Genomic DNA, 25,547 nt, shown 5'->3' with positions numbered 1-25,547 from the left:
CGCTCAAAAACAGCAGGTGGAAAAAGACAATCAGCAGCCAAGCTCCTGTCTCGGAAGAGTGGAGAAGGTTCAACGACCATCGAAACCACACCTTAGGTGGAAGGGAGTAGAGTAGGAAGTAAGTGCTTCCGAAGTGCGAGGGCACTCAGTAGGGTGTAAGATATGGTCTGAACTCTAGGGTGACTTAGAGAGTTGGTGTAACGAACCAATGCAACAACTTGGCCCAAATGATCATGCTAGCGGACTGGCATCCAGATATCGTAGAATTTATCATTTCAAAAATGCAAAATCCGCGTATTTTACGCTATTTGCTTGAAAATACAGAAGATGAACAAATCAAAAAAGCAGCGAAGGACAAGCTGAACTTCAAGCCGCTTACTGAACGCGAAGAAGCCATGTATCAAGGAGTGGTCAATTACAAAAACATTCCGGGCTACGGCGGCTTCAGCGCTGAAATTATTAAAGAAGCAGAAGAGAAATTAAGAACAGGCGGAACGTACACGGTTCACAATCCTGAGTTTTTAACAGGTGCTAATATTTCTATCTGCTTAACGAAAGAGTTCATGGAAGCGGTCGAGAAAGACGCAGACTATGAATTGCGTTTTCCAGCTGTTGAAACGTATAGCAAAGAAGAGATGGCCTATTATAACGAAAACTGGCATAAAGTCGGCGATGTACGCGAGTGGGAAAAACAAGGACATGCCGTGCGTACATACCGTAAGATCAAGGCGCGCGAATTGTGGAACTTGATCAATATTTGTGCGACATATTCCGCTGAACCAGGTATTTTCTTTATTGATAATGCGAATGACATGACCAATGCAAAAGCATACGGTCAGCAAGTTGTAGCGACAAACCCATGTGGAGAGCAGCCTCTCGCACCATTTTCTGTTTGTAACTTGGCTGCTGTTAACCTGGCAGAAATGGCAGACAAAGAAACGAAGACGGTTAATTTTGAAAAGCTGAAAGAAACAGTCCGTACAGGGGTAAGAATGCAGGATAATGTGATTGATGCAACGCCTTACTTCCTGGAAGAAAATAAAAAGCAGGCACTCGGTGAACGCCGTGTCGGTCTTGGTGTAATGGGGCTTGCTGACTTATTAATTTACTGTGAGAAAGAATACGGTTCGCCTGAAGGCAATGAGCTTGTAGACAAAGTGTTCGAAACGATTGCGACAACAGCCTACAGAGCTTCTGTGGAACTGGCAAAAGAAAAAGGCAGCTTCCCATTCCTTGAAGGAGAAACAGAGGAAGAGACCAATCGTTTGCGCCAAGCATTCATCGAAACAGGTTATATGAAGAAAATGCCGGAAGATGTTCGCGAGTCTATTATTGAAAACGGCATTCGTAACTCGCATCTCTTAACTGTTGCGCCAACGGGATCCACTGGAACAATGGTTGGAGTATCTACCGGTTTAGAACCTTACTTCTCCTTCACGTACTACCGCAGTGGACGTTTAGGGAAATTTATTGAAGTGAAGGCAGACATCGTAAAAGAGTATTTGGATCGTCATCCACAGGCAGATCCAGACAACTTACCGGAATGGTTTGTAACGGCGATGAGCCTCGCTCCTGAAGCGCATGCTGATGTTCAGTGTGTGATTCAGCGCTGGATCGACAGCTCCATTTCGAAAACAGTGAATGCCCCGCGCGGCTACACAGTGGAGCAAGTAGAAAAAGTGTACGAGCGTCTTTACAAAGGCGGCGCTAAAGGCGGCACCGTATATGTAGACGGCAGCCGTGACTCTCAGGTCTTGACATTAAAAGCAGAAGAAAATAGCTTTGATGAACAAGAAGAATCAAAACCGAAAGAACATGAGAACCATGTCGTGCTCGTGGATACGATTCAAGAAATCCGCTCGACCAATGTAACGATCGGCAGTGAAGTAGGAAATACTTGTCCTGTTTGCCGCAAAGGAACAGTAGAAGAAATGGGCGGCTGCAATACATGCACAAACTGTGGCGCTCAGCTTAAATGCGGTCTGTAAAAAGTCAATCTTTCCCATACAACAGCTCCCGGAAGTCAATCCGGGGGCTGTTTTTTATAGTTTTAGTACAAACTTTTCTAGAGTGGATCATAAGTGAAAAACATAGCATTCGTTCCCCGGACACAGAGAAAAATACAGTTCATCTCCCTCGAACTTGTAAGATTTTCGTCTAGGCCAAGCTTTCTCCGATTACACATATAAGAAGAAAGGAAGAGAGGAGAGAAAAGGACATGTATATTGACGGGGTTTTTTCCGGGGGAGGGATTAAAGGATTTGCTCTTATCGGCGCCTATGAGGCCATTGAAAGCAGAGGATTAAGATTTGCGAGATTAGCAGGCACGAGCGCTGGCGCCATTATGGCGGCCTTAATCGCAGCTGGGTATACGAGCGTGGAATTAAAGAGAGTGATCAAAGAAGTAGAGGGAAAACAGCTGCTTGATGATACATTATTTGATTTGCCATTTATCCGGTGGTTAAAGATTTACTTCACACTTGGCTTGTATAAGGGAAAGAAGCTGGAGCAGTGGATTGATGGCTTGCTTATGCAAAAGGGGATTCGGACATTTGGCGATTTGGCACCTGAAGCATTGCGGGTCGTAACGTCGGATATTACGAACGGCCGAATCCTCACATTGCCCGACGACTTGCCTTCCTACAGAATTAATCCGCATACTTTTCCGATTGCTCGGGCCGTGCGGATGAGCTGTACGCTTCCTTACTTTTTCCAGCCGGTCAAACTGTCTGTGCCACATGGCAAGGCGCTTATACTGGACGGCGGCATGCTGAGCAATTTCCCCCTCTGGCTGTTTGATGAGGAGAAGAAGCAAAAACGGCCGGTGCTCGGTATAAAATTAAGTACAAGAACGATGAGGATGCCGAGACAGATCAATACGGGAGCAGATCTGTTTAGCGCGATGTTTCATACGATGAAAGATGCGCACGATGCAAGATACATTTCGAGAAGGCACGAACGAAATATCGTTTTTATTCCCGTGGAGGGTACAGCTGTGACGGATTTCGACTTATCAGACGAAAAAAAAGACGCCCTCATTCAAGCAGGGCGCAGTTATACAGAGGCATTTTTAAAGAGATGGTGCTATTAACAACCGGGGGTTAAGAGGACGCCCGGTTGTTTTTTTTACCTTTTCTTCCGTCAATGACCTTTAAGTGATTCGCTCTTTTTCTACGGAAAGATTTTTTCTTTTTCGAAGAAACAGATGAGGAAGAGGAAGGTTTTTGGTGCTTTTGCAGCCGTTTCTTTGATTCTTTCGCTGCTTTTGCAAACGCCTTGTCTTCTGAACCACCGCCAAGTCGCTTTTGGATGACAAGACGGTAAATAAAATAAATAACTACAGCAGTAACCGCAAGAATAATGAGCTGTCTTGCTAAAGCTCCAGGTGAGTAAAGCAACATGGAAATTAAACCAATGGCAGCGAGTCCCATGAGTGTATAGGCAATGACTGACCGGATTGTCAAAAAAGCCACCTCCTAACGAGCTGTTAAATAAGCTGTTATTTACATATTAGACAATTTCCTCTGTACTTAATCCCTTTTTCGTGCTTTCTTCCATTTCTAACAACTTCTCAAATGAAGCGATCGCTACTTCTACTTGATCATCTTCTGGCTCCTTCGTTGTTAAGAGCTGCAGCCACAGGCCAGGATAACCTAAGTAACGAAGAACAGGAACATCCCGAAGTTTGTTTGTTAGCTGTAATACTTCAAAGGAGATGCCGAGAACAACGGGAATAAGAGCCACTCTGTTGAGCACCCTAACGTAAAGCGGGTCTGTTGGAACGAGCATATAAACAAAAATCCCAACAATGACTGTAAATAAAATAAAACTAGACCCACAGCGATAATGGAGACGTGAAGCAGCCTGCACATTTTCCACTGTTAACGGGCGCCCGCTCTCAAAGGCATTGATTACTTTATGCTCAGCTCCATGATATTGAAACACTCGTTTGATGAGTGGAGTTAAAGAGATTAAATAAATATAAACAAGCAGGAGAACCAGTTTGAAAAAGCCTTCAACTAGAATTTGTGCAAAGTCGCCTGAAAAGATGGGGCGGGTAAGTTCAGCAAGAAATACTGGAACGAGTGTAAAAATAAACTTTCCGAATAAAAAAGATAGAATACCAATAGCCGCTACACCGAGGACCATCGTCCATTTAGATGGTTCGGCCTCGTCGTTTAGTTGTCCGTCATCTTCAGGATCTACATCATACCGCTCCTGCGCAAAATTTAAATGTTTAGAACCGGTTGCGGCCGAATCGAGGATGGCAAAAATCCCCCTCAAAAAAGGAACTTTCTTTAATTTTTGTAAAACAGGTTTTGGCGTTCTTGGCAAATGAAAGAATTCAATGGAACGATCTTTCCGGCGAATGGCTGTCACCGTATGATGCTTTCCCCCAAACATGACGCCTTCTACTAGGGCCTGCCCGCCGTAAACCGGCTTTTGCTCACTCATCTTATACCCTCTTTCATAATTAACAGATGTAAAAACCTTCTATATACATATTCTATCCCTTATTAAGCAAAAATAAAAGCTGAATCACTTCGTAATCGTATTTTGCCTATTTTTACTCATTTTTTGGAGGTGCACAATGGAAAATAGACAAGGAAAAGAACAAAAAGCTCAATTTCCTTTAAGTTATGCATTAGTGATCGGGTTATTCGGAGGGCTCATCTGGGGAGGGGTGGCTCAATTTGCTGCTTACTTTCATTTTATGACAATAGACATTAATGCGGTCGTCAAATATGTAAATCTGCCAAAAATTCAAAGTGGCTTTTGGCGAGTAGCAGCGGGTATGATTTTCCACACGGGTGTGTCTATCCTCTTAGCCATCGTTTATTATTTCTTGTTAAAGAAGAGTAAAACCATTTGGAGTGGTGTTCTGTTCGGGGTAGCCCTTTGGATTTTTTTATTTGTGATCATTCATCCTTTGTTAGCGAGCATTCCCTCTTGGCAAAAACTCAATGCTAACACCTTATCGACAACACTTTGTTTACTTATTCTCTACGGCTTATTTATTGGGTATTCTATTTCCTACGGATATGAACAGCATCTCCTAAGGGAAAAGAGGTTAAATGCTTGGGAAAACGCAAACGGGTAAGTAGTTTTAATTATTTTAAATATGTTAAAATATTCATGTAACTATATTTGGGAAGCGGAGAGATTACATGAAAAACATTCTCTTACTAAACGGGCCGAATCTAAATAGGCTTGGCAAACGAGAGCCGGAAGTGTACGGTCATGAAACGCTTGAAGACTTAGAAAGCCGGATCATGGCCAAAGGAAAAGAGTTGGGCATAAGTGTCAGTGCGTTTCAATCTAATCACGAAGGGGAATTAATTGACAGAATTCACTTGGCTGCAGATGAAGAAATGGATGGTATCATTTTTAACCCGGGAGCATTTACTCATTATAGCTATGCTATTCGAGATGCGATAGCAGCGATTTCAGTTCCTGTGATTGAGGTACATATTAGTAATATTCATAGTCGTGAGCCATTTCGGGAGCACTCTGTTATAGCGCCTGTAGCGGCTGGACAAATTGCTGGTCTCGGTTTTATCGGGTACGAATTGGCTTTACAGGCACTTATCCATAGATGAGGGAAGGGAGAAACCAATGAGTAAAGTAGATAAACTGCGTGCGCAAATGAAAACAGAGGGAATAGATGGCCTGCTTGTGATGAGTCCCTATAATCGCCGCTATGCAACAAACTTTACCGGCTCTGCGGGAGCAGCTCTCATTTCTGATGAGAAAGCCGTATTCATCACTGATTTCCGGTATGTAGAACAGGCTGGAAAACAAGCGGAAGAGTTTGAGGTTGTCCAGCATAAAGGAACGCTGTATGAAGAAGTGGTGGCACAGGCGAAAAAACTAGGTATAAAGCGGCTTGGATTTGAAAAAGCGTACACGACTTTTCAAACTTACGAAACCCTCAAAAGCCTCTTTAAAGAAGAATTAGTGCCGGTCAGTGAAATGATTGAAAAATTGCGCTTGATTAAGGATAATTCAGAGATTAAGATATTAAAGGAAGCGGCCGATATTGCTGATGCTGCCTTTAAACATATCATTGAGTTTATCAAGCCGGGAATGACCGAACTAGAGGTTTCCAACGAGCTGGAGTTCTTTATGAGAAAATGGGGAGCAACTTCTTCTTCCTTTGATACGATCGTAGCTTCCGGCAAACGATCCGCTCTGCCCCATGGTGTAGCGAGTGATAAGGTGATCGAAAAAGGCGATATGGTGACATTGGATTACGGAGCTTATTATAAAGGATATGTTTCCGATATCACCCGGACCGTTGCAGTGGGAGAACCATCTGAACAAATGAAGGAAATTTATCAGATTGTGCTGGATGCCCAGTTAAAAGGGATGGAGCAGATCAGAGGCGGCTTAACAGGAAAAGAAGCGGATGCTATTACTCGCGATTATATTACTGAAAAAGGATATGGGGAGTACTTTGGCCATTCAACCGGTCATGGCATCGGGCTCGAAGTTCATGAAGGGCCGGCACTTTCCTTCCGTTCTGATACGGTTCTGAAACCGGGAATGATTGTGACGGTTGAACCGGGTATTTACTTGCCAGGGGTTGGCGGTGTACGTATTGAAGATGATACGTTAATCACAGACACAGGCAATGAAACGTTCACGCATTCCACAAAAGATTTACTTATTCTTTAAGGAAACAGGAGGAAATACAACATGATTTCAGTAAACGATTTTCGTACAGGTTTAACGATTGAAGTAGACGGCGGTCTTTGGCGTGTAGTCGATTTCCAACACGTTAAACCTGGTAAGGGAGCGGCTTTCGTTCGTTCTAAACTGCGCAACTTACGTAATGGCAGCATTCAAGAAAAAACATTCCGTGCAGGAGAAAAGGTTGAAAAAGCACAAATTGACCACCGTAGAATGCAGTACCTTTATGCAAATGGTGATCAGCACGTGTTCATGGACAATGAATCTTATGAGCAAATTGAATTGCCTGCTTCCCAAATTGAACATGAGTTGAAGTTTTTAAAAGAAAACATGGAAGTTTCCATTATGATGTATCACACAGAAACACTTGGAGTCGATCTTCCAAACACCGTTGAATTGAAAGTTATTGAAACGGAGCCTGGTATTAAAGGCGACACAGCTTCAGGCGGAACAAAGCCAGCCACAGTTGAAACAGGCTTAACCGTTCAAGTGCCATTCTTCGTGAATGAAGGAGACGTCCTTGTCATCAATACAGATGATGGCAGCTATATTTCCCGTGCTTAAAAGCAAAAAAACCGTTCCTTTTTAGGAACGGTTTTTTATTTATAGAGAAGATTTGCCAGCGATAATGAAATGGCCGGATGATTCCGGCCATTTTTTCTTTTAAGAAAACAGAGTCGGCATATCTTGAAATTCAGCACATACATTGAATAAAAAGGAGGAGAAAAAGGAGGAAGCGTCTATGGAAACAATATATGCTTATTTGCCGCAAACATTGAAGGAAACCATCAATGCCATGCCATCCGAACTGAAAAGTCAAATTGAAGAAATCAGGGTGCGCATCGGCAAGCCGATCGAAGTGATTGCTGGTCGCCCTTTTCACTTGTCTCATATCGTCACTCTTGAAGAAGGACAAGCTCTTGTTAATAAACTGAGTCAGCATTCTTTTTACGCGCTGGATGAAGAGTTAAGGTGTGGCTATTTAACGATCGAGGGAGGTCATCGCGTTGGCTTGGCAGGAAAGGTCATTCTCGAAGAGGGAAAAGTAAAAGCTTTGCGCTACCTTTCTTCTTTTAATTTAAGGATCGCCAGGGAAAAGCCGGGTGTTTGTTATCCGCTCATCCCCTGGCTTTTTGAGGGAAAGTGGAAAAATACATTAATTATTGGAGCGCCACAAACGGGAAAAACAACCTTGCTTCGAGATCTAGCAAGAACAGCCGCCACAGGGACCGGGATCAAGCAGAAGGATATCGCGCCTGTAAAAGTAGGCATTGTAGATGAGCGTTCAGAAATTGCCGGTTGTGTAAAAGGAATTCCACAGCTTGATATCGGGTTGCGAACGGATATCCTGGATGCCTGTCCGAAAGCAGAGGGAATGATGATGATGATTCGTTCGATGAGTCCCGACGTATTGGTGGCCGATGAAATAGGCAGAGCGGAGGATGGACAGGCTGTAGCGGAAGCGATTAATGCGGGCATTACCTTAATCGCCACCGCTCACGGGTCCAGCTACAGTGAAGTCGTTCGCCGGCCGATCGTGCAGGCTATGATAGAAAGTGGAGCATTTGAGCGATTCATTGAACTTTCTTCTGAAAAAGGAGTAAGGTCGTTTAAAGTGCTTGATCAATCTGGGCAGGAATTAATGTCTCCGGCAAGGATGGGACAATGAAGTGGATAGGAGCGCTGCTTATACTATTTTCTTCTTTTTGGATCGGTATGGAGCAGTCGAAAAAATTAAGTGACAGGCCAAAGCAAATCCGTTTCATCCGCTCTGCCCTGCAAACACTAGAAGCCGAGATCGTATATGGGTTTACTCCCTTACACGAATCAGCCAGAAAGCTGTCTGAACGGCTGCCGCCGCCGATAAATGAATTGTTTGCTTTATTTAGCGAGCTGTTAACATCGACAGAGTTGGATGCAAAGGAAGCATGGAAAAAGAGTTTGGCAGCTATTTGGCCTAAAACAGCCTTAATGGAAAGTGAACGAGCAATCCTTTTAGAATTTGGAGAAACGGTTGGCAAGCATGATCGTAAGACAGAGCAGAAACAAATTCTTGTCACGCTGAAGCATTTGGAGCGTCAGGAAGAAGAAGCCTATGAAAAGCAAAAAAGATACGGAAAAATGCTGAGAAGTTTGAGTGTAATGGGCGGTCTGTTAATCGTGCTTCTGCTGTTTTAGCAGAAAGGAGGAAGAAAATGGGCATTGAGGTGGAAATGATTTTTAAAATTGCCGGTGTCGGTTTAGTCGTCGCATTCCTCCATACGATTCTCGAACAGGTAGGAAAGAAAGAATATGCCCAATGGGTGACGCTGCTGGGTTTCGTCTATATTTTATTTTTGATCGTTTCCATCGTAGAGGAATTGTTTGACAAGATTAGGGAAGTATTTTTATTTCACTGACGGGAGAGGAGAACCATTGAAATTATCCAAGTAGCTGCTGTTGTTCTTGTGACAGTTTTTTTGGCTCTTCTCTTACAGGAACAACAGCCGATCTTCGCTTTTTTACTCGTAATGTTTGTTGGAAGCGGGTTATTTTTATTTTTAGCTGACAGGATTGCTGAGATCATTCTGATGATTAAAAAGCTGGCCGCACAGGCTGAAGTGGAGTTTGTGTATGTAGAAACGATTTTAAAAATCATTGGTATTTCTTATATTGCTGAGTTTGCATCCCAAATTACGAAAGATGCCGGGCAGGAAGCGTTAGCCGCTAAAATGGAGCTCGCGGGCAAGGTCATTATTTTATCGATGGCGATCCCGATTTTAACGATTTTGATAGAAACGATTTTAACGATGCTTCCAGGAAAATAGGTTAGCCGAAAGCTGCTCTAAAGCTATTTAACTATATTTTCCATCGGAAAGCAGCGACAGACAGAGAAGAGAGGGATGGAGGAAGGCGGTGAAACGATGCGGCTCTGTCAAAAAATCGCTTTACTGTTTCTGGTGCTTTTTCTCCCTGCCGCTGCTTCTGTGCAGGCAGAACAGGAAGAAAAGAAAAGTCCGGATATTGGAGCGGTCGCTGAAGAACAGCTTGGGCAGCTTGGCATGAATGATCTGTCTGTCTATTGGGATCAGCTTTTGAAAACATACGGACAATATTTACCCGAAACAGAACGGCAGCCGCTCACAGATCTTTTCAAAGAGGGACAAGCCTTTTCTTTCAGCACTTGGGCGAAAGGGCTGTTGAGCTTTGTTTTCCACGAACTGTATGCGAATGGAAAGCTGCTTGGCACCCTTATTCTCTTGACCGTCTTTTCTGTTTTTTTGCAAATTCTCCAAAATGCCTTTGAGCAGGGAACTGTCGGCAAAACAGCCTATAGCGTCGTGCTGATCGTGCTGCTTATTTTAGCGCTAAACAGCTTTCGGCTGGCAATGGAGTATGCGACAGAGGCGGTTGACCAAATGATCCAGTTTTTATTGGCGCTCATGCCGATTTTGCTGGCACTCTTAGCTTCAACAGGGGGCGCTATTTCAGCTACTGTTTTTCATCCATTTCTGCTGTTTTTAATGAATATTAGCGGACTGGTCATTCAAAAGGTAGTATTACCGCTGTTGTTTTTCTCTACCTTATTGAGTGTTGTTAGTTTGTTTTCTACTCATTATAAAGCTACGAAGCTGGCTGATTTGCTTCGTCATTGGAGTGTTGGACTCTTAAGTGCTTTCATGGCGATCTATTTAGCGATTGTATCCATTCAGGGATCGGCAGCAGCAGTAGCAGACGGTTTAGCTATCCGGACAGCTAAATTTTTTGCCGGAAACTTTATTCCGGTTGTTGGAAAGATGTTTACAGAAGCGGCAGATACTGTGATGAGCGCTTCTCTGCTTTTAAAAAACACGATTGGGATTGCAGGGGCAGGAATTTTGCTGCTTATCGTCGCTTTTCCAGCCTTAAAAATTTTTGCCCTTGTCCTAGTGTATAAGATTGCTGGTGCTATTTTACAGCCGCTTGGCGATGAAACGATCACAGAGTGCCTGGAGATTATCGGCAAAAATATGACCTATGTGTTTGCAGCGTTGGTGATTGTTTCTTTTATGTTTCTTTTATCTATCGTTATTTTGGTCGCTGCTAGTAATGTGACGATGATGATTCGTTGAAGAAGGGAACGAACTTCATGAGTTTTTTTACTAATTGGTTAGAAAGTATCATTGCTTTTCTTTTACTGGCTGCCGTGGTGGATTTGCTTCTGCCTTCTAATCGCTTTCAGCAATATGCCAAAGTGGTAATTGGACTGCTTTTATTGTTTATTATGCTGCAGCCGTTATGGAAAATACTTTCTGTCGATATCGAAGAAAAGCTTGCGGAATGGGCAGATAGCACGATAACGGATCAGCAGGCGGCTACAGCAGCTATCAGTAAACAGAGCAGCCTAGAATCCTCCAAGGAACTATTTATTTTAAAAGAAAGCGAACAGCAGCTGCAAGCACTTGTCGAAAATGATCTTAAACAAACGTTTCATAAAGAAATTGTGGACATCAATATCCAAGTGGAAAAATGGGAGAATTCCTTGCCAAAAAACATTGAACGCATTGACGTCTATATGGCCCCAATTTCGGACCGTGCGGGCAAAGCGTATGTCAAAGAAATTAGCATTGACGCTTCTAAGCAGGCAGAGCCGGGGCAAAAAGAAGAGAGAGAGTTAGCTTCTTTTCTCTCAAAAAAGTGGAATATTCCAACAGAGCAATTGAATATTCATATGGTAGAGGAGGGGGACAGCCTTGGTTGACCGTAAAAGCCGCTTTAAGTGGCTGCAATCCTTAATCCCATCTAAAAAAAGCGGAGAGGAGAAAACAGCTAACAAGGCAAAATGGATGGCCATTGCCGCCATTATCGGCATTAGTTTTATGCTTTTAAGTGATTTAAAGGATAGGAAAGAAATAAATGCTGTCCTCCCGCAAGACTCTTCTGAGGAGGGGAATAAACAAGCTGCGTCTACACCGGAAGATTTTGAAGCAGTCTATGAGAGAGAGCTTACCGCTGCTTTAGAGCAAATCGCCGGTGTCAGCAATGTGACAGTCGTCGTCACGATCGAAGCATCCGAGAGAAAGGTATTTGAGAAGAATACAGCCGTTAAAACCCAGGAAACGAAGGAGCAGGATAAGAGAGGGGGAGAGCGCACGATTACAGACCAGACAAGAGACGAGAATTTGGTAATGGTAAAAGAGGATGGTGGGGAAGCGCCGGTTATTCTAGAAATGAAAAAGCCGGATATTCGCGGTGTACTTGTTGTGGCTGAAGGAGCTGAGAACATTCAAGTAAAAAAGTGGATCATTGAATCTGTAACAAGGGTGTTAAATGTGCCAAGTCATCGTGTGGCAGTCATGCCGAAAAAACCAAAGGAGGATGCTTAAATGCTATTAAAAAAACAAACTGTCTGGCTGCTGACAATGCTGAGCCTAGTTGTTGTTCTATCAGTCTACTATATTACCTCTCCGGAACAGCTGTCGCCGGAGACAGCTTCACCTGTGGAAGAGGGAGAGTTAACGACTGAAGTGATGGAGAAAAAGGTAGATGGCAGCCAAACGGCTGTGAAAGAAACGAAAAATGCAGCAGGAGATAAGCAGACAGCTATTATTACAGAATCGGCTGGTGATGAAGCGTTTGATATGCTTCGCATGGAAATGGAAGATGACCGCAACAAGATGAAAGAGGAGTTGACAGCGAAAGTAGCATCGGCTGAATTATCAGCAGAAGATAAAAATGCAGCCTATGAAGAAATGGAGAAGCTGACAGAACTAGCGACAAAAGAAAATTTATTGGAGACGCTCATTAAGTCTAAAGGATATTCAGATGCTCTCGTTCGGGCTGATGGAGAGAATGTTCGCATTACAGTTAAATCCAATGAACATTCAGCGGCCGCGGCCAATGATATTATTCGGCTAGTAAGGGACGAGCTTGGCAAGCAGCAGCCGGTCGCTGTTGAGTTCCAGCCGGTTAAGTAAAGACGGATCAAATCTGTTTTTTTACTCATCAAAAGAACTCCTGTTAGGACTGGCAGTGATCAGTTTTGACAGGAGTTTTTCGATCAAAGAGCTTTTTGTTTTTTCTAAAAGTAAGACTTTTTATTTCATCTTTTTAAAAAAAGGGCTAAAATGAACAATACAAGCTTCAATTAACTTTTCAGTTGAAGTTCCGCTAGACATTATCGTAAGATATTAGTATCTAGTCATAATCTTTCAAGGGGTGTCCAATGAATGAAAGTACAGGAAATTAGAGAAATTATTAAGCTTGTTGACCAATCGTCAATTGAAGAGTTTGTATTTGAATCTGAAGGCAGCAAAGTAGAAATCAAGAAACATTCAGGTGTTACATATTCAGCTGCGCCACAGATAGCTCCTGTACAAGAGCCCGTAGCCGCTCCTGTACAAGCTGCTCCGCCTGCGCCGGCAGTAGCACCGGTTGTTCAGGAAACACCGGTACAAGAAGCTCCAAAGCCAGCTGCTGCAGATGAGAACTTACATAAAATTACTTCTCCTATGGTAGGAACATTTTATCAATCTCCTTCTCCAGATGCCGAGGCTTATGTAAAAGCAGGATCAAAAGTTTCAACAGATACAGTCGTATGTATTGTAGAGGCTATGAAGCTGTTCAATGAAATTGAAGCGGAAGTAGACGGAGAAATTGTAGAGGTTCTTGTAAAAGACGGCCAGCTAGTAGAGTACGGACAGCCGTTATTTTTAGTAAAACCTCAATAAGGGAGAGAGCGGAATGATTAAGAAGTTATTAATTGCCAACCGCGGCGAAATTGCAGTGCGGATCATCCGTGCCTGTAAAGAACTCGATGTGGAAACGGTAGCGGTGTATTCTGAAGCCGATAAGGAAGCTCTCCATGTTCAGCTTGCTGATGAAGCGTACTGTATTGGGCCGACAGCTTCTAAAGACAGCTACTTGAATTTCACGAATATTATTAGCGTGGCTAAGCTAACGAATTGTGATGCCATTCATCCAGGATATGGCTTTTTAGCGGAAAATGCCGACTTTGCTGAGCTATGCCGTGAATGTAACATTATTTTTGTCGGTCCGTCACCAGAAGCCATTACTCAAATGGGAACGAAAGATGTAGCGCGCGAGACGATGAAAAAAGCTGGCGTGCCGATTGTGCCGGGTTCACCTGGAATCATTCCATCGATCGAAGATGGTCTTTCAATCGCTGCTGATATTGGTTATCCTGTCATTATTAAAGCAACGGCAGGCGGCGGAGGAAAAGGAATCCGCGTAGCAAGAAATGAAGAAGAGCTGAAAAAAGGCATTAATATGACTCAGCAGGAAGCGGCTACTGCATTCGGAAATCCAGGTGTGTATTTAGAAAAATTCATTGAAGATTTTCGTCATGTAGAAATTCAAGTAGTGGCCGACACGTATGGCCACGTGATTCATCTTGGAGAACGTGACTGTACGATTCAGCGTCGTATGCAAAAATTGCTCGAAGAAACACCTTCACCGGCATTAGATGCCAAAACCCGTGAGGAAATGGGAAATGCCGCTGTTAAAGCTGCACAAGCTGTTAGTTATACAGGAGCAGGAACGGTAGAATTCATTTATGACTACCAGGAAAGAAAATTCTACTTCATGGAGATGAATACCCGTATTCAAGTAGAACATCCTGTAACCGAAATGGTAACGGGCGTGGATTTGATTAAAGAACAAATCCGGATTGCGTCAGGAGAAGAGCTGTCTTTGACACAGGAAGAGGTAGAATTTACAGGCTGGTCGATCGAATGCCGTATTAATGCTGAGAACCCTGAGAAGAACTTTATGCCATCTCCAGGAAGAATTACAGATTATATGCCGCCGGGCGGTTTCGGTGTACGTGTGGATTCTGCTGCCTATCCAGGGTATATGATTCCGCCATACTATGATTCCATGATCGCTAAATTAATCACATATGGTGCAACACGTGAAGAAGCGATTGCCCGCATGAAAAGAGCATTAAGTGAGTTTGTGATTGAAGGAATCCATACGACGATTCCATTCCACTTAAGATTGCTTGAGCATGATCAGTTTGTTGATGGAGAATTTAATACGAAGTTTCTTGAAAAGTATGATGTAATGAAAACGGAGGTGTAAAGAGTGGCAGAAAACAATCAAGCAGCAAATCAAGTACTAGAAATGAGCAATGGCGATAACGGACTTGGCAAAATCGAAATTGCACCAGAAGTGATTGAAGTGATTGCCGGTATTGCCGCTTCAGAAGTAGAAGGCGTGGAAAAAATGCGCGGAAGCTTCGCATCCGGTGTAGTAGAACGCCTCGGCAAAAAAAATCACGGGAAAGGTGTCCGTGTAGATTTAACAGAAGAAGGCATCAAAATCGATGTATACTGTGTGATTGCATTTGGAGTGTCTATCCCAAGTGTGGCACAAAAAATTCAGGACAGCATCCGCCAGGCATTGTTAAATATGACAGCATTAGAAGCGGAGGAAGTCAATATTCACGTAGTGGGTGTCCAATTCGATACAAAAAATACTGAAAGCGATTTCGCTTCAGAAGTGTAAGCAGAAAACCAAAGGGCTTTTCCCCTTTGGTTTTTTTCTATGGCGGGTTTTTTCAGAAGAAGATGGATTTCCTTTGAATATGTGCTATTATCTTTTTATAATGCAGAAAAAGGCCAAATAAAGGAGTATACAATACATGAAAAGACGTACAGCACGTGAAAAAAGCCTGCAGGCACTTTACCAAATGGATGTAAGCGGCGCAGAACCGGAAGAAGCGATTGCCAACGTTTTAGGAGAAGAGGCAGCTGACGAATATTTAAGTAAAAGTGTAAAAGGGACTTTTGAACATCAGGAAGACATTGATGCGACGATCAAAGCACATTTAGAAAAATGGTCCTTTGACCGTTTAGCTAGAGTGGATCGGAATATTCTCCGGCTTGCTGTGTTTGAAATGAAATACGGAGACGATGTGCCAGAGAAAGTCGCTATCAATGAAGCGATCGAGCTTGCTAAACAATTTAGTGACGAGCAAGCGGGCAAATTCATCAATGGTGTACTATCAAGAATTAAAGAATCTTTGTAAATGAGTCAAGAACGAAGGGGGAAAAATAATGACAGCTGCTATTATCGATGGCAAAGCAATTGCACAAGATATTCGCACAGAATTAAAAAAAGAAATTGAGGAATTAAAAGCAAATGGTGTTACACCCGGCTTGGCAGTCATTTTGGTGGGAGATGACCAAGCCTCTCATACATATGTACGTAACAAGGACAAAGCATGTGCTGAAGTGGGGATTCATTCTGAAATTTATCGTTATCCGGCAGACTTATCTGAAGAGGCGCTTTTACAAAAGGTTGCTGAGTTAAATGAGGATCCGGCTATTCACGGAATTCTTGTGCAGCTTCCTTTACCAGCCCATTTGTCTGAAGATAAAGTCATTGATGCGATTTCTCCAGAGAAGGATGTCGATGGTTTCCATCCAGTGAATGTTGGAAAAATGGCGATCGGCAAAGAAGCCTTTTATTCGTGTACGCCATACGGCATTATCAAAATGCTTGAAAGAGAAAATATTTCTTTAGAAGGCAAGCATGTTGTCGTCGTAGGACGGAGCAATATTGTCGGCAAGCCGGCAGCTCTATTGGCGTTAAAAGAAAGTGCAACAGTCACAGTTTGCCATTCAAGAACAAAGGACCTTTCTGCTTTTACTAGACAGGCAGACGTCGTCATTGCGGCAGTTGGAAAAGCGAAATTCCTAAAAAAAGACGACTTCAAGCCAGGAGCGATCATTATTGATGTCGGCATGAACCGAGATGAAAATGGCAAGCTGTGCGGCGATGTGGACTTTGAAAGCGCGAAAGAAACAGCTGTTGCCATTACTCCAGTACCGGGCGGTGTCGGTCCAATGACCATTACGATGCTGCTTTACAATACAGTACAGTCAGCGAAACAAAAAGCACAACAGGCTGTTAAATAATCTTTCTATAAAAAGCTGTCTCCTAATCATGTTATAATGAGGGGGCAGCTTTTTAGCTTGACCGGAAAAGGTGGAATGAAAAATGGAAGTCGAACGCTATTTAACCGTTAAAGCACTGACAAAATACATAAAGAGAAAATTCGATGCGGATCCTCATTTAACGAATGTGTATGTTAAAGGGGAGATTTCCAACTTTAAAAGTCATTCAAGCGGACATATGTATTTTACGCTAAAAGACGATAAAGCACGTATTCTGGCCGTTATGTTCTCCTCTGCTAATCGGTCGCTTAAATTCCAGCCAGAGAACGGCATGCAAGTACTTATTACAGGAGACATTACCGTCTATGAAGCCGGCGGACAATATCAAATCTATGTGAAATCCATGCAGCCAGACGGCATCGGCAGTTTATACCTTGCTTTTGAACAGTTAAAAACGAAGCTTGCGAAAGAAGGGCTTTTTGACGAAAATAGAAAAAGACCGCTGCCCGCCTATCCAAAAACCATTGGGATTGTTACCTCGCCAACAGGGGCGGCTGTTCGGGATATTATTACAACGATTAAGCGCCGTTATCCAGTGGCGGAAATGCTCATTTATCCAGCTCTCGTACAGGGGACAAATGCTGCGCCGTCCATCGTCGCGGCCATTGAACGGGCTAACAAAGATGAACGGGCTGATGTGCTCATCGTCGGCCGCGGCGGGGGCTCCATTGAAGAATTGTGGGCGTTCAATGAAGAAGTAGTAGCAAGGGCCATTCATTTCTCGGCGATTCCTGTTATTTCAGCCGTCGGCCATGAGACAGATATTACAATAGCTGATTTTGCTGCCGACAAGAGAGCACCAACGCCGACAGCTGGAGCTGAAATGGCTGTTCCGCATCTTGAAGAGGTGTTAGAAAAGGTGTTTGTCCGAAAAACGAGATTAATTCGGGCGATATCGGAAAAAATCAGGCGTGAGAGAAAGCGGTATGAAAGCGCTAGAAATGCGTATATTCTCCGCAATCCGCACGCTTTGTACAGACAGCAGCAGGAGCGGCTTGACCGTTTAACGGAGATGCTTGAAAGAGGACAATTCCTATATATAAAAAATACCGCAGCGAAAATCAATGACTTAACAGAGAGACTGCGCCGAAGTCACCCAGAGAGAAAGATGAACGAGGCGAAGCAGCAAATCAGCCGTTTAGACGCTTCTCTTAATCGGGAGATTGGCCTGCTTTTGCGAAACAAGAAAGAAGATCTTCGCCAGCATCTTTCCATGCTTGATGCCTTGAGTCCGCTTAAAATAATGGAACGGGGTTACAGCCTTGCTTACGATAAAGAAGAGAAGCTTGTGAAATCAAGTAAGGAAGTACAGGTGGGAGAACAGGTGAAAGTGCAGCTGGCTGACGGCCATCTTATTTGTCAAGTTGAATCAATTGAGGTGAAAAAGAATGGAGAATAAAGAGATTACGTTTGAAGAAGCAATGGACAAGCTGGAGTCTATTATCATGAAGCTGGAAGAGGGAGATGTGCCATTAGAAAAAGCTTTAAGCCTTTATCAAAAAGGCATGGAGCTATCTGGCTTTTGCCATACTTTACTAAACCAGGCGGAAGAACAGTTAGCAAAATTAATAACGGATGATGGCGAAAAAGAGTTTTCTATTGACGAGGGGGAATGAAGATGACAGCTACACTTTCTGCTTTTATGAAGGAATATAAAGAAATTTTAGAAAGAGAATTAAAAGAATTGGTGGCGGCCTTACAAGCGCCAGCTGTATTGAAAGAAGCGATGGATTATTCACTGCAGGCAGGAGGAAAGCGGATTCGTCCGATGTTGATTTTTGCAACGCTTGCTTCTTTTGAAAAAAGCCCCCGCATTGGTCTTGCAGCAGCGGCTGCACTTGAAATGATTCATACGTATTCACTTATCCATGATGATTTGCCGAGCATGGATGATGACGATCTTAGAAGAGGACAGCCGACGAATCATAAGGTATTTGGAGAGGCTGCTGCTATTCTAGCAGGAGATGCCTTATTAACGTATGCTTTTCAAGTCATCGCTCAGGACGAAAGCTATTCAAACGAAGAAAAAGTTGTGTTAATGAAATGGTTAGCAGAAGCAGCAGGACCTGAGGGAATGGTGGGCGGCCAAATGGCTGATATTGAAGGAGAACAGAAAGAGTTAACGCTTTCTGAACTGGAATATATCCATAAAAACAAGACCGGCCGTTTGCTTGCTTACAGTGTGATGGCTGGCGCTTTGCTTGCTGGCGCCACTGAGGAACAGCTGAAGTACTTTGAACAATATGCCTTTCATATTGGACTTGCCTTTCAAATCCAAGATGATATTTTAGATGTGGAAGGTTCAGAAGAAAAGCTCGGCAAACGGGTTGGCAGCGATTCGGCTAATCATAAAAGCACTTATCCATCTTTACTTACAATGGAAGGGGCAAAAGCCCAATTAGCTCAACATGCCAATTTGGCACGCGAAGCCCTTCTTCAAACAAAGACAGACTCTGCACTCCTCCTGGACCTTGTTGATTTAATTGCGACGCGTGATCAGTAAGAAAATTGACTAAAATTGTTGTGGATTGTTCTGTGTGATATAATAACAGTATTATTTTGGTGGAATCGCCGTTATCACGCGCTGTGTTAGCGGCTATTTTTTCAAAGCAGTCCATATAAAAAGCTGGTTGAAGCTGTCCGTTTTTCAGGTGAAAAGTTGTGTAAAATAATGATCGCGTTATAATAAAGAAAGTGAAATGACACAGTTATGAAAGTGAGTGATCCGATTGGATCTGTTATCTATTAAAAGTCCTGCCTTTTTAAAGAGCATGACGATTGATGAATTAAATGAATTAAGCATGGACATTCGACAATTTTTGATTGAAAATTTGTCAAGAACAGGCGGCCATATTGGTCCTAATCTTGGAGTTGTTGAGCTGACCGTTGCGCTGCATCGCTGTTTCAACAGCCCACAAGATAAAATTATATGGGATGTCGGCCACCAATCGTATGTTCATAAAATATTAACCGGACGGGCGGACCAATTTGAAACGCTCCGTCAGTATAAAGGGTTATGCGGTTTTCCTAAAATGGCGGAAAGCGAGCATGATGTATGGGAGACTGGTCACAGCTCTACGTCTTTGTCGGCTGCAATGGGAATGGCCATCGCCCGGGATCTAAAAAAAGAACAATCTTATATTGTCCCTGTGATTGGTGATGGGGCTTTAACAGGTGGCATGGCGCTGGAAGCTCTTAATCATATCGGTCATGAAAAGAAGAACATGATCGTCATTTTAAATGATAATGAAATGTCGATCGCTCCGAACGTCGGGGCCCTTCACAGCATACTAGGCCGTCTGCGGACTGCTGGCAAATACAATTGGGTAAAAGACGAACTTGAAGGTTTATTGAAAAAAATTCCGGCAGTTGGCGGGAAAATGGCCCAAACGGCTGAGCGTTTAAAAGACAGCTTAAAGTATTTGCTTGTTTCCGGCATGTTTTTTGAAGAGCTTGGGTTTACTTATCTTGGTCCGATTGATGGCCATAACTATGAAGAATTATTGGAAAATCTGCAATATGCCAAGAAGACAGAAGGCCCAGTTTTATTGCATGTTTTAACTAAAAAAGGAAAGGGATACGGCCCAGCCGAACTCGATACAAAGGGAACGTGGCATGGAACGGGTCCATATAAAATAGATACTGGCGATTTAATTAAACCAGTTGGACAACCGCCTGCTTGGAGTGCTCTTGTCAGTGAGACAGTGAGACGGATCGCTCGTACAGATGACCGGGTTGTAGCGATTACACCGGCGATGCCTGTTGGATCTAAATTATTAGGATTCGCTGAAGAGTTCCCTGACCGGATGTTTGATGTTGGAATTGCCGAGCAGCATGCCGCTACTGTCGCTGCTGGATTAGCTACCCAAGGAATGAAGCCGTTTCTTGCGATTTACTCTACATTTTTACAGCGGGCGTATGACCAAGTTGTCCATGATATTTGCCGCCCAAATTTAAATGTATTTATCGGTATTGACCGGGCCGGACTTGTCGGTGCGGATGGAGAAACGCATCAAGGCGTATTTGATATTGCTTTTTTGCGGCATATACCAAATATGGTACTGATGATGCCGAAAGATGAGAATGAAGGCCAGCATATGGTCAATACAGCAATCCAGTACGACGATGGACCAATTGCTATGCGTTTCCCGCGCGGCAATGGATCGGGAGTAGCAATGGACGAAGAGCTGAAGCAAATTCCGATTGGCTCATGGGAAGTGCTGCGGGAAGGCACAGACGCAGCGATCCTTACTTTTGGCACGACCATTCCGATGGCAATGAAAGCAGCCGCACTTGCGGAGAAGCAGGGATTATCAATTAAGGTTGTCAACGCTCGTTTTATCAAACCGCTTGACGAAGCAATGCTAATGGCTATTTTGGAAGCCAATATGCCAATCCTAACGATTGAAGAAGCTATTCTGCAAGGAGGCTTCGGAAGCGCGGTGCTTGAATTTGCCCATGATCACGGTTTTTATGGACATGTCATCGACCGTATGGGGATTCCGGATTGCTTTATTGAGCATGGCAGCGTCAATGCGTTACTTGATGAAATCGGATTAACAGAAGAGACGGCTGTACGTAAATTAACAGCGATGACACCAAAAAAACAGAAAAGAGCATAAGTATGAAAGCGAAAAAAGAACGTATTGATGTGCTGCTCGTGGAGAGAGGCCTTATTGAGACAAGAGAGAAAGCGAAGCGTGCTGTTATGGCCGGTCTTGTTTATTCTAACGAAGAAAGACTTGATAAGCCTGGTGAAAAAATCTCCTCCGATGCTCCTTTGCAAATAAAAGGCAATATGCTTCCTTATGTAAGCCGCGGCGGTTTGAAGCTGGAAAAAGCATTAAAAGTCTTTGAACTCGATATTAAAGATAAAATTATGCTTGATATTGGCTCGTCGACCGGTGGATTTACTGATTGTGCCTTGCAAAATGGAGTAAAGCTATCTTATGCGCTTGATGTCGGATACAACCAACTAGCATGGAAGCTTCGTCAGGATGAGCGGGTTGTAGTAATGGAACGGACAAACTTCCGCTACGTCACGCCAGAGGATCTCAAGGAGGGGGCTCCTGAGTTCGCCACCATTGATGTATCCTTTATCTCGCTTTCGCTCATTTTGCCTGTTTTAAAAACGCTGCTTGTACCCGGAAGCGATACGGTAGCGCTCATTAAACCGCAATTTGAAGCAGGAAAAGAGCAGGTTGGCAAAAAGGGAATTGTCCGGGATCCGGCTATTCACAAAGAAGTAGTAGAAAAAATTATCGATTTGTCGATCGGGCTTGGCTATGACATCAAAAACCTTTCCTTTTCACCGATTACCGGCGGAGATGGCAATATTGAATTTTTGATTCACTTAACTTGGCCGCAAGCCGATTCGATAGTAGGACAAAACTTTTTAGAGGTGCCGGTGGAGTCAGTTGTGCAGGCTGCTCATTCCGAACTAAAGCAAGTTAAAAAAACGAATTAGTTCTATTAGAAAACTGGTCAGGAGGTTCTGGCCAGTTTTCTCATTTAAGAGAGGCGTTCAGTGAATAAGGTGTGCTGCATTTTTAAATATTTTATTGATTGGTTCTCTTAAAGATGAATATGGTTTTTTAACAGTTGGTTGTAACGAAAAGCAATAGCTGTGTATAGGAGGAGTCTGTTGAATAGATTTAATTATCTGAAAAATCTTGAATACTATACATTAGTGGGTAAATAAGATAAAATGTCGTATATTCAGGTATATTTATACGATCTATGAGGTGATGAACGATGAATAAAGGACAACGTCACATTAAAATAAGAGAAATTATTGCCAATAATGAAATAGAAACACAGGATGAATTAGTTGATTATTTAAAAGAACTCGGTTACAACGTTACGCAAGCAACCATCTCCCGCGATATTAAAGAATTGCACTTAGTAAAAGTTCCATTAATGGACGGCCGTTATAAATATAGCCTGCCGGCGGATCAGCGCTTTAACCCTTTACAAAAACTGAAGCGCACACTCGTAGATTCTTTCGTCAGCATCGATTCTGCCGGACATTTTGTTATTATGAAAACACTTCCGGGCAACGCCCAAGCAGTGGGGGCGTTAATTGATAACTTAGATTGGGAAGAGATAATGGGAACTATTTGTGGTGATGATACGTGTTTGCTTATTTGCCGCGCTCCCGAGCATACGTCTGTCATTTCGGAACGTTTTTTAGAAATGCTTTGATTTGAGGTGAACTGACTTTGCTACAGGAATTGTCTATACGCAACTTTGCGATTATTGAGGAACTTCACGTATCACTAGAAAGAGGACTGACTGTACTTACGGGTGAAACAGGTGCAGGAAAGTCCATCATTATTGATGCGGTTCACTTGCTTGTTGGCGGCCGCGGTTCATCTGAATTTGTTCGCCACGGCGAAAAAAAAGCCGAAATAGAAGGAATGTTTCAAATTGATAGCCCGGATCATCCTTGTTTGAAGAAGGCGCAAGAATTTGGCATTGAGGTGGAAGAAGAAACGATCATCATTCGCCGCGAGATTTCGGCAAATGGCAAGAGCGTGTGCCGTATCAATGGAAAGCTTGTCACGATTGGCATTTTACGTGAAATCGGGTCAGCTCTCGTTGATATTCATGGACAGCATGAACACCAAGAATTAATGGATGCCAGTCAGCACCTGCGTTTACTTGATCATTTTGGCGGAACGGAAGTGCTAGCTGCCAAAGAGAGCTATGCCGAAGTATATAAGCGATATGAACAAACAGCGAAGTCCATCAGCCAGTTGAGTGAGAATGAACAGCAAATGGCTCACCGCCTCGATTTAATTCAATTTCAGCTCTCTGAAATTCAGAAGGCAGAATTGCAATTGCATGAAGACGAAGAGTTGTTAGAAGAGAAAAGAAAGCTTAGCAACTTCGAGAAACTATACGAATCCGTTCAAAATGCGGCCAACGCACTCCAAGGAGAAGGAAGAGGGCTGGATTGGGTTGGATTGGCGATGACGCAGCTAGAAGCAGCCGCTGAAATTGATGAATCTTACAAGTCGATTTATGAGGCTGTCTCCGAAAGTTTTTACGTACTGGAAGATGCAGCCCGGCATGCAGGCTCTGCGTTGGATAGCTTAGAATTTGATCCAAATCGCCTCAATACTATTGAAACGAGATTGAATGAGATCAATCAATTGAAAAGAAAATACGGCGGCTCTATTGAAGAAATTTTAGAATATGGAGCCAAAATTGAAGAGGAAATTGAGACGCTAACGAATCGGGAAACCCATATTGAAAAGCTGTACAAAGAGCTTTCTGCCTATGAAAAAGATTTACTGCTGGAAGGAGAACAGCTGAGTCGTTTAAGACAGAAGGCAGCCAAAAAGTTAACGGATGCTATTCATTTGGAGCTTAAGCAATTATATATGGACAAGACGGTATTTGAGATCCAGTTTGCAACGTTGGAGGAGAGCGGCGGAGGCCGAACAAAGCCCTTTAAAAAAGACGGACTGGATGAAGTAGAATTTTACATTTCAACCAATCCAGGAGAACCAGTTAAACCACTTTCAAAAGTAGCATCTGGCGGAGAATTGTCACGGATTATGCTGGCTATGAAGACGATTTTTTCTCAGCATCAAGGGATTACTTCCATCATCTTTGATGAGGTTGACACCGGTGTAAGCGGCCGTGTTGCCCAGGCGATTGGCGAAAAAATTTATGAGGTCGCCATCCATTCGCAGGTGCTTTGTATTTCTCACTTGCCGCAGGTGGCAGCCATGGCGGATACCCATTTGTATATTTCAAAGGTAATGAAAGATGGGAGGACAAGAACAGTAGTGGAACCGTTGGAAGATGCAGCCAAGGTCCGGGAGATTGGCCGGATGATTTCTGGAGTGGAAATGACGGATTTAACGAAGCAGCATGCAAAAGAGCTGTTAGACCTCGCCGCGTCCTTAAAGGAGATGTGAATAACCGCTTTTAGGCTGTTAACCAAGTCCTTAACCGCACACTTAAAGATGGGGATGCTAAAATCCTCTTTTTGACAATTTCAAAGCTGCTCTTGCAGCTTTTTTCTATATTTTTATAAATGATCCTATATAATTGGATTAAAAAACGGCAGAGAAGATTATTAAAAAATCTAATGGATTACGGTCGTGTTCGCAAAGGAGAAGGGGAGATATGTCTATCGAAGTCAGTGATTTTATTTTTAATCTGGGTGTTGCTACTATCTTATCTATGATCATTGGTTTAGAGAGGGAAATTAAGAAAAAGCCCATTGGTTTGAAAACGTGTGTTGTCATTGGGATCACGAGCTGTTTGCTTACAGATGTTTCGATTGATGCAGCTAACCACTTTGCGATCCCGTACGAAAAACCAATGGATCCACTCCGGCTCGCCGCCCAAATTGTATCAGGAATTGGGTTTTTAGGAGCAGGAGTTATTCTTAGAAGAAATAATGATATTATTTCCGGGCTGACGACTGCCGCCATTGTTTGGGGAGCGGGGGCCATTGGAATCGCTTGTGGGGCTGGCTTTTGGATGGAAGCAATTATTTCCACTTGTTTAATTATCATTAGTGTAGAAATATTTCCAATTATTTTTAAGTGGATTGGGCCTAAGGCTTTAACAGAGAAGCAATTAAAGGTCAAAATCATAGTAGATAATGATGAAAAAATGACGGAAATATTAAAGCAAATGAAACAAAAAGGCATGAAAGCAAGCAAAGTTCGCATCAAGGATGTACAGGAAGGGACTTTGCAGCAAATGGACCTAACTATTTTAGTTAATGAAAAATTATATGCAACAGATGTCTACCATGAATTAAAACAAATTAAACATGTAATTAGCGTTGAAATGGAAGCACTTTGACGAGCTTGCTTTACTGCATACCACTCGATCATGCTTGATCTTATCTATATTTTCCTGCAGCCTGCCTTATGCAGGCTGTTT

The 25,547-nt window shown here is 43.1% G+C and carries 28 protein-coding genes and 1 pseudogene; 27 read left to right on the top strand and 2 right to left on the bottom strand.

Annotation, left to right across the window (positions count from 1 at the left end):
* Window positions 1–221 precede the first annotated feature (221 nt).
* Window positions 222–1,988: pseudogene (locus AC623_RS13035) on the top strand (vitamin B12-dependent ribonucleotide reductase); the annotation flags it as partial.
* A 230-nt stretch (window positions 1,989–2,218) separates the two neighbouring features.
* Window positions 2,219–3,091 carry a patatin-like phospholipase family protein gene (locus tag AC623_RS13030; protein WP_049663141.1) on the top strand — a complete coding sequence of 291 codons (873 nt, stop codon included), beginning with the start codon at window positions 2,219–2,221 and terminating at the stop codon, window positions 3,089–3,091.
* A 10-nt stretch (window positions 3,092–3,101) separates the two neighbouring features.
* Here AC623_RS13030 and AC623_RS13025 read toward each other — a convergent pair whose 3' ends face one another.
* Together AC623_RS13025 and AC623_RS13020 are read right to left on the bottom strand one after the other, a co-directional pair.
* Window positions 3,102–3,464, bottom strand: coding sequence for an SA1362 family protein (locus tag AC623_RS13025; RefSeq protein ID WP_049663140.1), 363 nt, complete (start codon window positions 3,462–3,464; stop codon window positions 3,102–3,104).
* Between the two features lie 46 nt (window positions 3,465–3,510).
* Entirely contained in the window at window positions 3,511–4,455 is a 945-nt protein-coding gene (locus AC623_RS13020) for a DUF1385 domain-containing protein (protein WP_049663138.1), read from the bottom strand.
* Between the two features lie 136 nt (window positions 4,456–4,591).
* Between AC623_RS13020 and AC623_RS13015 the strand changes: the two genes are divergently transcribed.
* From AC623_RS13015 to AC623_RS12895, 25 genes are all read left to right on the top strand, one after another.
* On the top strand, window positions 4,592–5,101 hold the full coding sequence (locus tag AC623_RS13015) for a YqhR family membrane protein (protein ID WP_049663136.1): 510 nt from the start codon (window positions 4,592–4,594) through the stop codon (window positions 5,099–5,101).
* A gap of 67 nt (window positions 5,102–5,168) precedes the next feature.
* On the top strand, window positions 5,169–5,600 hold the full coding sequence (aroQ, locus tag AC623_RS13010) for a type II 3-dehydroquinate dehydratase (protein WP_049663134.1): 432 nt from the start codon (window positions 5,169–5,171) through the stop codon (window positions 5,598–5,600).
* A gap of 16 nt (window positions 5,601–5,616) precedes the next feature.
* Window positions 5,617–6,678, top strand: coding sequence for a M24 family metallopeptidase (locus AC623_RS13005; RefSeq protein WP_049663133.1), 1,062 nt, complete (start codon window positions 5,617–5,619; stop codon window positions 6,676–6,678).
* A gap of 21 nt (window positions 6,679–6,699) precedes the next feature.
* Window positions 6,700–7,257, top strand: coding sequence for an elongation factor P (gene efp, locus AC623_RS13000; protein WP_049663130.1), 558 nt, complete (start codon window positions 6,700–6,702; stop codon window positions 7,255–7,257).
* A 178-nt stretch (window positions 7,258–7,435) separates the two neighbouring features.
* Window positions 7,436–8,362 carry a stage III sporulation protein AA gene (spoIIIAA, locus tag AC623_RS12995; RefSeq protein ID WP_049663129.1) on the top strand — a complete coding sequence of 309 codons (927 nt, stop codon included), beginning with the start codon at window positions 7,436–7,438 and terminating at the stop codon, window positions 8,360–8,362.
* Entirely contained in the window at window positions 8,359–8,871 is a 513-nt protein-coding gene (spoIIIAB, locus tag AC623_RS12990) for a stage III sporulation protein SpoIIIAB (RefSeq protein ID WP_049663127.1), read from the top strand. Before spoIIIAA ends, spoIIIAB begins: the two co-directional genes overlap by 4 nt.
* Window positions 8,872–8,888: 17 nt before the next feature.
* The gene (spoIIIAC, locus tag AC623_RS12985; protein WP_049663125.1) at window positions 8,889–9,092 is read left to right on the top strand and encodes a stage III sporulation protein AC; all 204 of its coding nucleotides are present in this window, start codon (window positions 8,889–8,891) and stop codon (window positions 9,090–9,092) included.
* Between the two features lie 15 nt (window positions 9,093–9,107).
* A complete protein-coding gene (spoIIIAD, locus tag AC623_RS12980; RefSeq protein ID WP_269429938.1) occupies window positions 9,108–9,500 on the top strand; it encodes a stage III sporulation protein AD in 393 nt (130 codons plus the stop codon).
* 75 nt (window positions 9,501–9,575) lie between these two features.
* Entirely contained in the window at window positions 9,576–10,784 is a 1,209-nt protein-coding gene (gene spoIIIAE / locus AC623_RS12975; protein WP_049663122.1) for a stage III sporulation protein AE, read from the top strand.
* Between the two features lie 17 nt (window positions 10,785–10,801).
* Window positions 10,802–11,413, top strand: coding sequence for a stage III sporulation protein AF (gene spoIIIAF / locus AC623_RS12970; protein WP_049663119.1), 612 nt, complete (start codon window positions 10,802–10,804; stop codon window positions 11,411–11,413).
* Entirely contained in the window at window positions 11,406–12,038 is a 633-nt protein-coding gene (gene spoIIIAG, locus AC623_RS12965) for a stage III sporulation protein AG (protein ID WP_049663117.1), read from the top strand. Before spoIIIAF ends, spoIIIAG begins: the two co-directional genes overlap by 8 nt.
* On the top strand, window positions 12,039–12,629 hold the full coding sequence (locus AC623_RS12960; RefSeq protein ID WP_049663114.1) for a SpoIIIAH-like family protein: 591 nt from the start codon (window positions 12,039–12,041) through the stop codon (window positions 12,627–12,629). It abuts the gene before it with no gap.
* A 252-nt stretch (window positions 12,630–12,881) separates the two neighbouring features.
* Window positions 12,882–13,382, top strand: a complete 501-nt coding sequence (accB, locus tag AC623_RS12955; protein ID WP_049663112.1) for an acetyl-CoA carboxylase biotin carboxyl carrier protein — start codon at window positions 12,882–12,884, stop codon at window positions 13,380–13,382.
* 13 nt (window positions 13,383–13,395) lie between these two features.
* Window positions 13,396–14,754 (top strand): acetyl-CoA carboxylase biotin carboxylase subunit, encoded by a 1,359-nt coding sequence (gene accC, locus AC623_RS12950; RefSeq protein WP_049663109.1) that lies wholly within the window; start codon window positions 13,396–13,398, stop codon window positions 14,752–14,754.
* A gap of 42 nt (window positions 14,755–14,796) precedes the next feature.
* Window positions 14,797–15,180: an Asp23/Gls24 family envelope stress response protein gene (locus AC623_RS12945; protein ID WP_049666602.1), complete on the top strand. Its 384-nt coding sequence runs from the start codon at window positions 14,797–14,799 to the stop codon at window positions 15,178–15,180.
* Window positions 15,181–15,316: 136 nt separating this feature from the next.
* A complete protein-coding gene (gene nusB, locus AC623_RS12940; RefSeq protein ID WP_049663106.1) occupies window positions 15,317–15,703 on the top strand; it encodes a transcription antitermination factor NusB in 387 nt (128 codons plus the stop codon).
* 28 nt (window positions 15,704–15,731) lie between these two features.
* Window positions 15,732–16,595, top strand: coding sequence for a bifunctional methylenetetrahydrofolate dehydrogenase/methenyltetrahydrofolate cyclohydrolase FolD (folD, locus tag AC623_RS12935; protein WP_049663104.1), 864 nt, complete (start codon window positions 15,732–15,734; stop codon window positions 16,593–16,595).
* Window positions 16,596–16,677: 82 nt separating this feature from the next.
* Complete coding sequence (xseA, locus tag AC623_RS12930; protein WP_049663102.1) at window positions 16,678–18,033, top strand: exodeoxyribonuclease VII large subunit; 1,356 nt, start codon at window positions 16,678–16,680, stop codon at window positions 18,031–18,033.
* The gene (gene xseB, locus AC623_RS12925; protein WP_049663100.1) at window positions 18,023–18,250 is read left to right on the top strand and encodes an exodeoxyribonuclease VII small subunit; all 228 of its coding nucleotides are present in this window, start codon (window positions 18,023–18,025) and stop codon (window positions 18,248–18,250) included. Before xseA ends, xseB begins: the two co-directional genes overlap by 11 nt.
* A 2-nt stretch (window positions 18,251–18,252) precedes the next feature.
* The gene (locus AC623_RS12920) at window positions 18,253–19,137 is read left to right on the top strand and encodes a polyprenyl synthetase family protein (RefSeq protein ID WP_049663098.1); all 885 of its coding nucleotides are present in this window, start codon (window positions 18,253–18,255) and stop codon (window positions 19,135–19,137) included.
* 226 nt (window positions 19,138–19,363) lie between these two features.
* A complete protein-coding gene (gene dxs / locus AC623_RS12915; protein WP_049663097.1) occupies window positions 19,364–21,256 on the top strand; it encodes a 1-deoxy-D-xylulose-5-phosphate synthase in 1,893 nt (630 codons plus the stop codon).
* Between the two features lie 2 nt (window positions 21,257–21,258).
* A complete protein-coding gene (locus tag AC623_RS12910) occupies window positions 21,259–22,101 on the top strand; it encodes a TlyA family RNA methyltransferase (RefSeq protein ID WP_049663095.1) in 843 nt (280 codons plus the stop codon).
* Window positions 22,102–22,388: 287 nt separating this feature from the next.
* Window positions 22,389–22,838 carry a transcriptional regulator AhrC/ArgR gene (gene ahrC / locus AC623_RS12905; protein WP_049663093.1) on the top strand — a complete coding sequence of 150 codons (450 nt, stop codon included), beginning with the start codon at window positions 22,389–22,391 and terminating at the stop codon, window positions 22,836–22,838.
* Between the two features lie 17 nt (window positions 22,839–22,855).
* Complete coding sequence (recN, locus tag AC623_RS12900) at window positions 22,856–24,565, top strand: DNA repair protein RecN (protein WP_049663091.1); 1,710 nt, start codon at window positions 22,856–22,858, stop codon at window positions 24,563–24,565.
* A 211-nt stretch (window positions 24,566–24,776) separates the two neighbouring features.
* Window positions 24,777–25,466 (top strand): MgtC/SapB family protein, encoded by a 690-nt coding sequence (locus tag AC623_RS12895; RefSeq protein WP_049663089.1) that lies wholly within the window; start codon window positions 24,777–24,779, stop codon window positions 25,464–25,466.
* Window positions 25,467–25,547 lie beyond the last annotated feature (81 nt).

It is taken from the genome of Bacillus sp. FJAT-27231, assembly GCF_001183975.1.
GTDB classification, from domain to species: domain Bacteria; phylum Bacillota; class Bacilli; order Bacillales; family Domibacillaceae; genus Pseudobacillus; species Pseudobacillus wudalianchiensis.
Note: the sequence above shows the minus strand (reverse complement) of the source record. Positions and strands in the feature narration are given on the sequence as shown.

Coding starts and splice junctions, on each gene's coding strand:
- AC623_RS13030 (WP_049663141.1), top strand. CDS start 2,219: ATGTATATTGACGGGGTTTTTTCCGGGGGAGGGATTAAAGGATTTGCT.
- AC623_RS13020 (WP_049663138.1), bottom strand. CDS start 4,455: ATGAGTGAGCAAAAGCCGGTTTACGGCGGGCAGGCCCTAGTAGAAGGC.
- AC623_RS13015 (WP_049663136.1), top strand. CDS start 4,592: ATGGAAAATAGACAAGGAAAAGAACAAAAAGCTCAATTTCCTTTAAGT.
- aroQ (WP_049663134.1), top strand. CDS start 5,169: ATGAAAAACATTCTCTTACTAAACGGGCCGAATCTAAATAGGCTTGGC.
- AC623_RS13005 (WP_049663133.1), top strand. CDS start 5,617: ATGAGTAAAGTAGATAAACTGCGTGCGCAAATGAAAACAGAGGGAATA.
- efp (WP_049663130.1), top strand. CDS start 6,700: ATGATTTCAGTAAACGATTTTCGTACAGGTTTAACGATTGAAGTAGAC.
- spoIIIAA (WP_049663129.1), top strand. CDS start 7,436: ATGGAAACAATATATGCTTATTTGCCGCAAACATTGAAGGAAACCATC.
- spoIIIAB (WP_049663127.1), top strand. CDS start 8,359: ATGAAGTGGATAGGAGCGCTGCTTATACTATTTTCTTCTTTTTGGATC.
- spoIIIAC (WP_049663125.1), top strand. CDS start 8,889: ATGGGCATTGAGGTGGAAATGATTTTTAAAATTGCCGGTGTCGGTTTA.
- spoIIIAE (WP_049663122.1), top strand. CDS start 9,576: ATGGAGGAAGGCGGTGAAACGATGCGGCTCTGTCAAAAAATCGCTTTA.
- spoIIIAF (WP_049663119.1), top strand. CDS start 10,802: ATGAGTTTTTTTACTAATTGGTTAGAAAGTATCATTGCTTTTCTTTTA.
- AC623_RS12960 (WP_049663114.1), top strand. CDS start 12,039: ATGCTATTAAAAAAACAAACTGTCTGGCTGCTGACAATGCTGAGCCTA.
- accB (WP_049663112.1), top strand. CDS start 12,882: ATGAAAGTACAGGAAATTAGAGAAATTATTAAGCTTGTTGACCAATCG.
- accC (WP_049663109.1), top strand. CDS start 13,396: ATGATTAAGAAGTTATTAATTGCCAACCGCGGCGAAATTGCAGTGCGG.
- AC623_RS12945 (WP_049666602.1), top strand. CDS start 14,797: ATGAGCAATGGCGATAACGGACTTGGCAAAATCGAAATTGCACCAGAA.
- nusB (WP_049663106.1), top strand. CDS start 15,317: ATGAAAAGACGTACAGCACGTGAAAAAAGCCTGCAGGCACTTTACCAA.
- folD (WP_049663104.1), top strand. CDS start 15,732: ATGACAGCTGCTATTATCGATGGCAAAGCAATTGCACAAGATATTCGC.
- xseA (WP_049663102.1), top strand. CDS start 16,678: ATGGAAGTCGAACGCTATTTAACCGTTAAAGCACTGACAAAATACATA.
- xseB (WP_049663100.1), top strand. CDS start 18,023: ATGGAGAATAAAGAGATTACGTTTGAAGAAGCAATGGACAAGCTGGAG.
- AC623_RS12920 (WP_049663098.1), top strand. CDS start 18,253: ATGACAGCTACACTTTCTGCTTTTATGAAGGAATATAAAGAAATTTTA.
- AC623_RS12910 (WP_049663095.1), top strand. CDS start 21,259: ATGAAAGCGAAAAAAGAACGTATTGATGTGCTGCTCGTGGAGAGAGGC.
- ahrC (WP_049663093.1), top strand. CDS start 22,389: ATGAATAAAGGACAACGTCACATTAAAATAAGAGAAATTATTGCCAAT.
- AC623_RS12895 (WP_049663089.1), top strand. CDS start 24,777: ATGTCTATCGAAGTCAGTGATTTTATTTTTAATCTGGGTGTTGCTACT.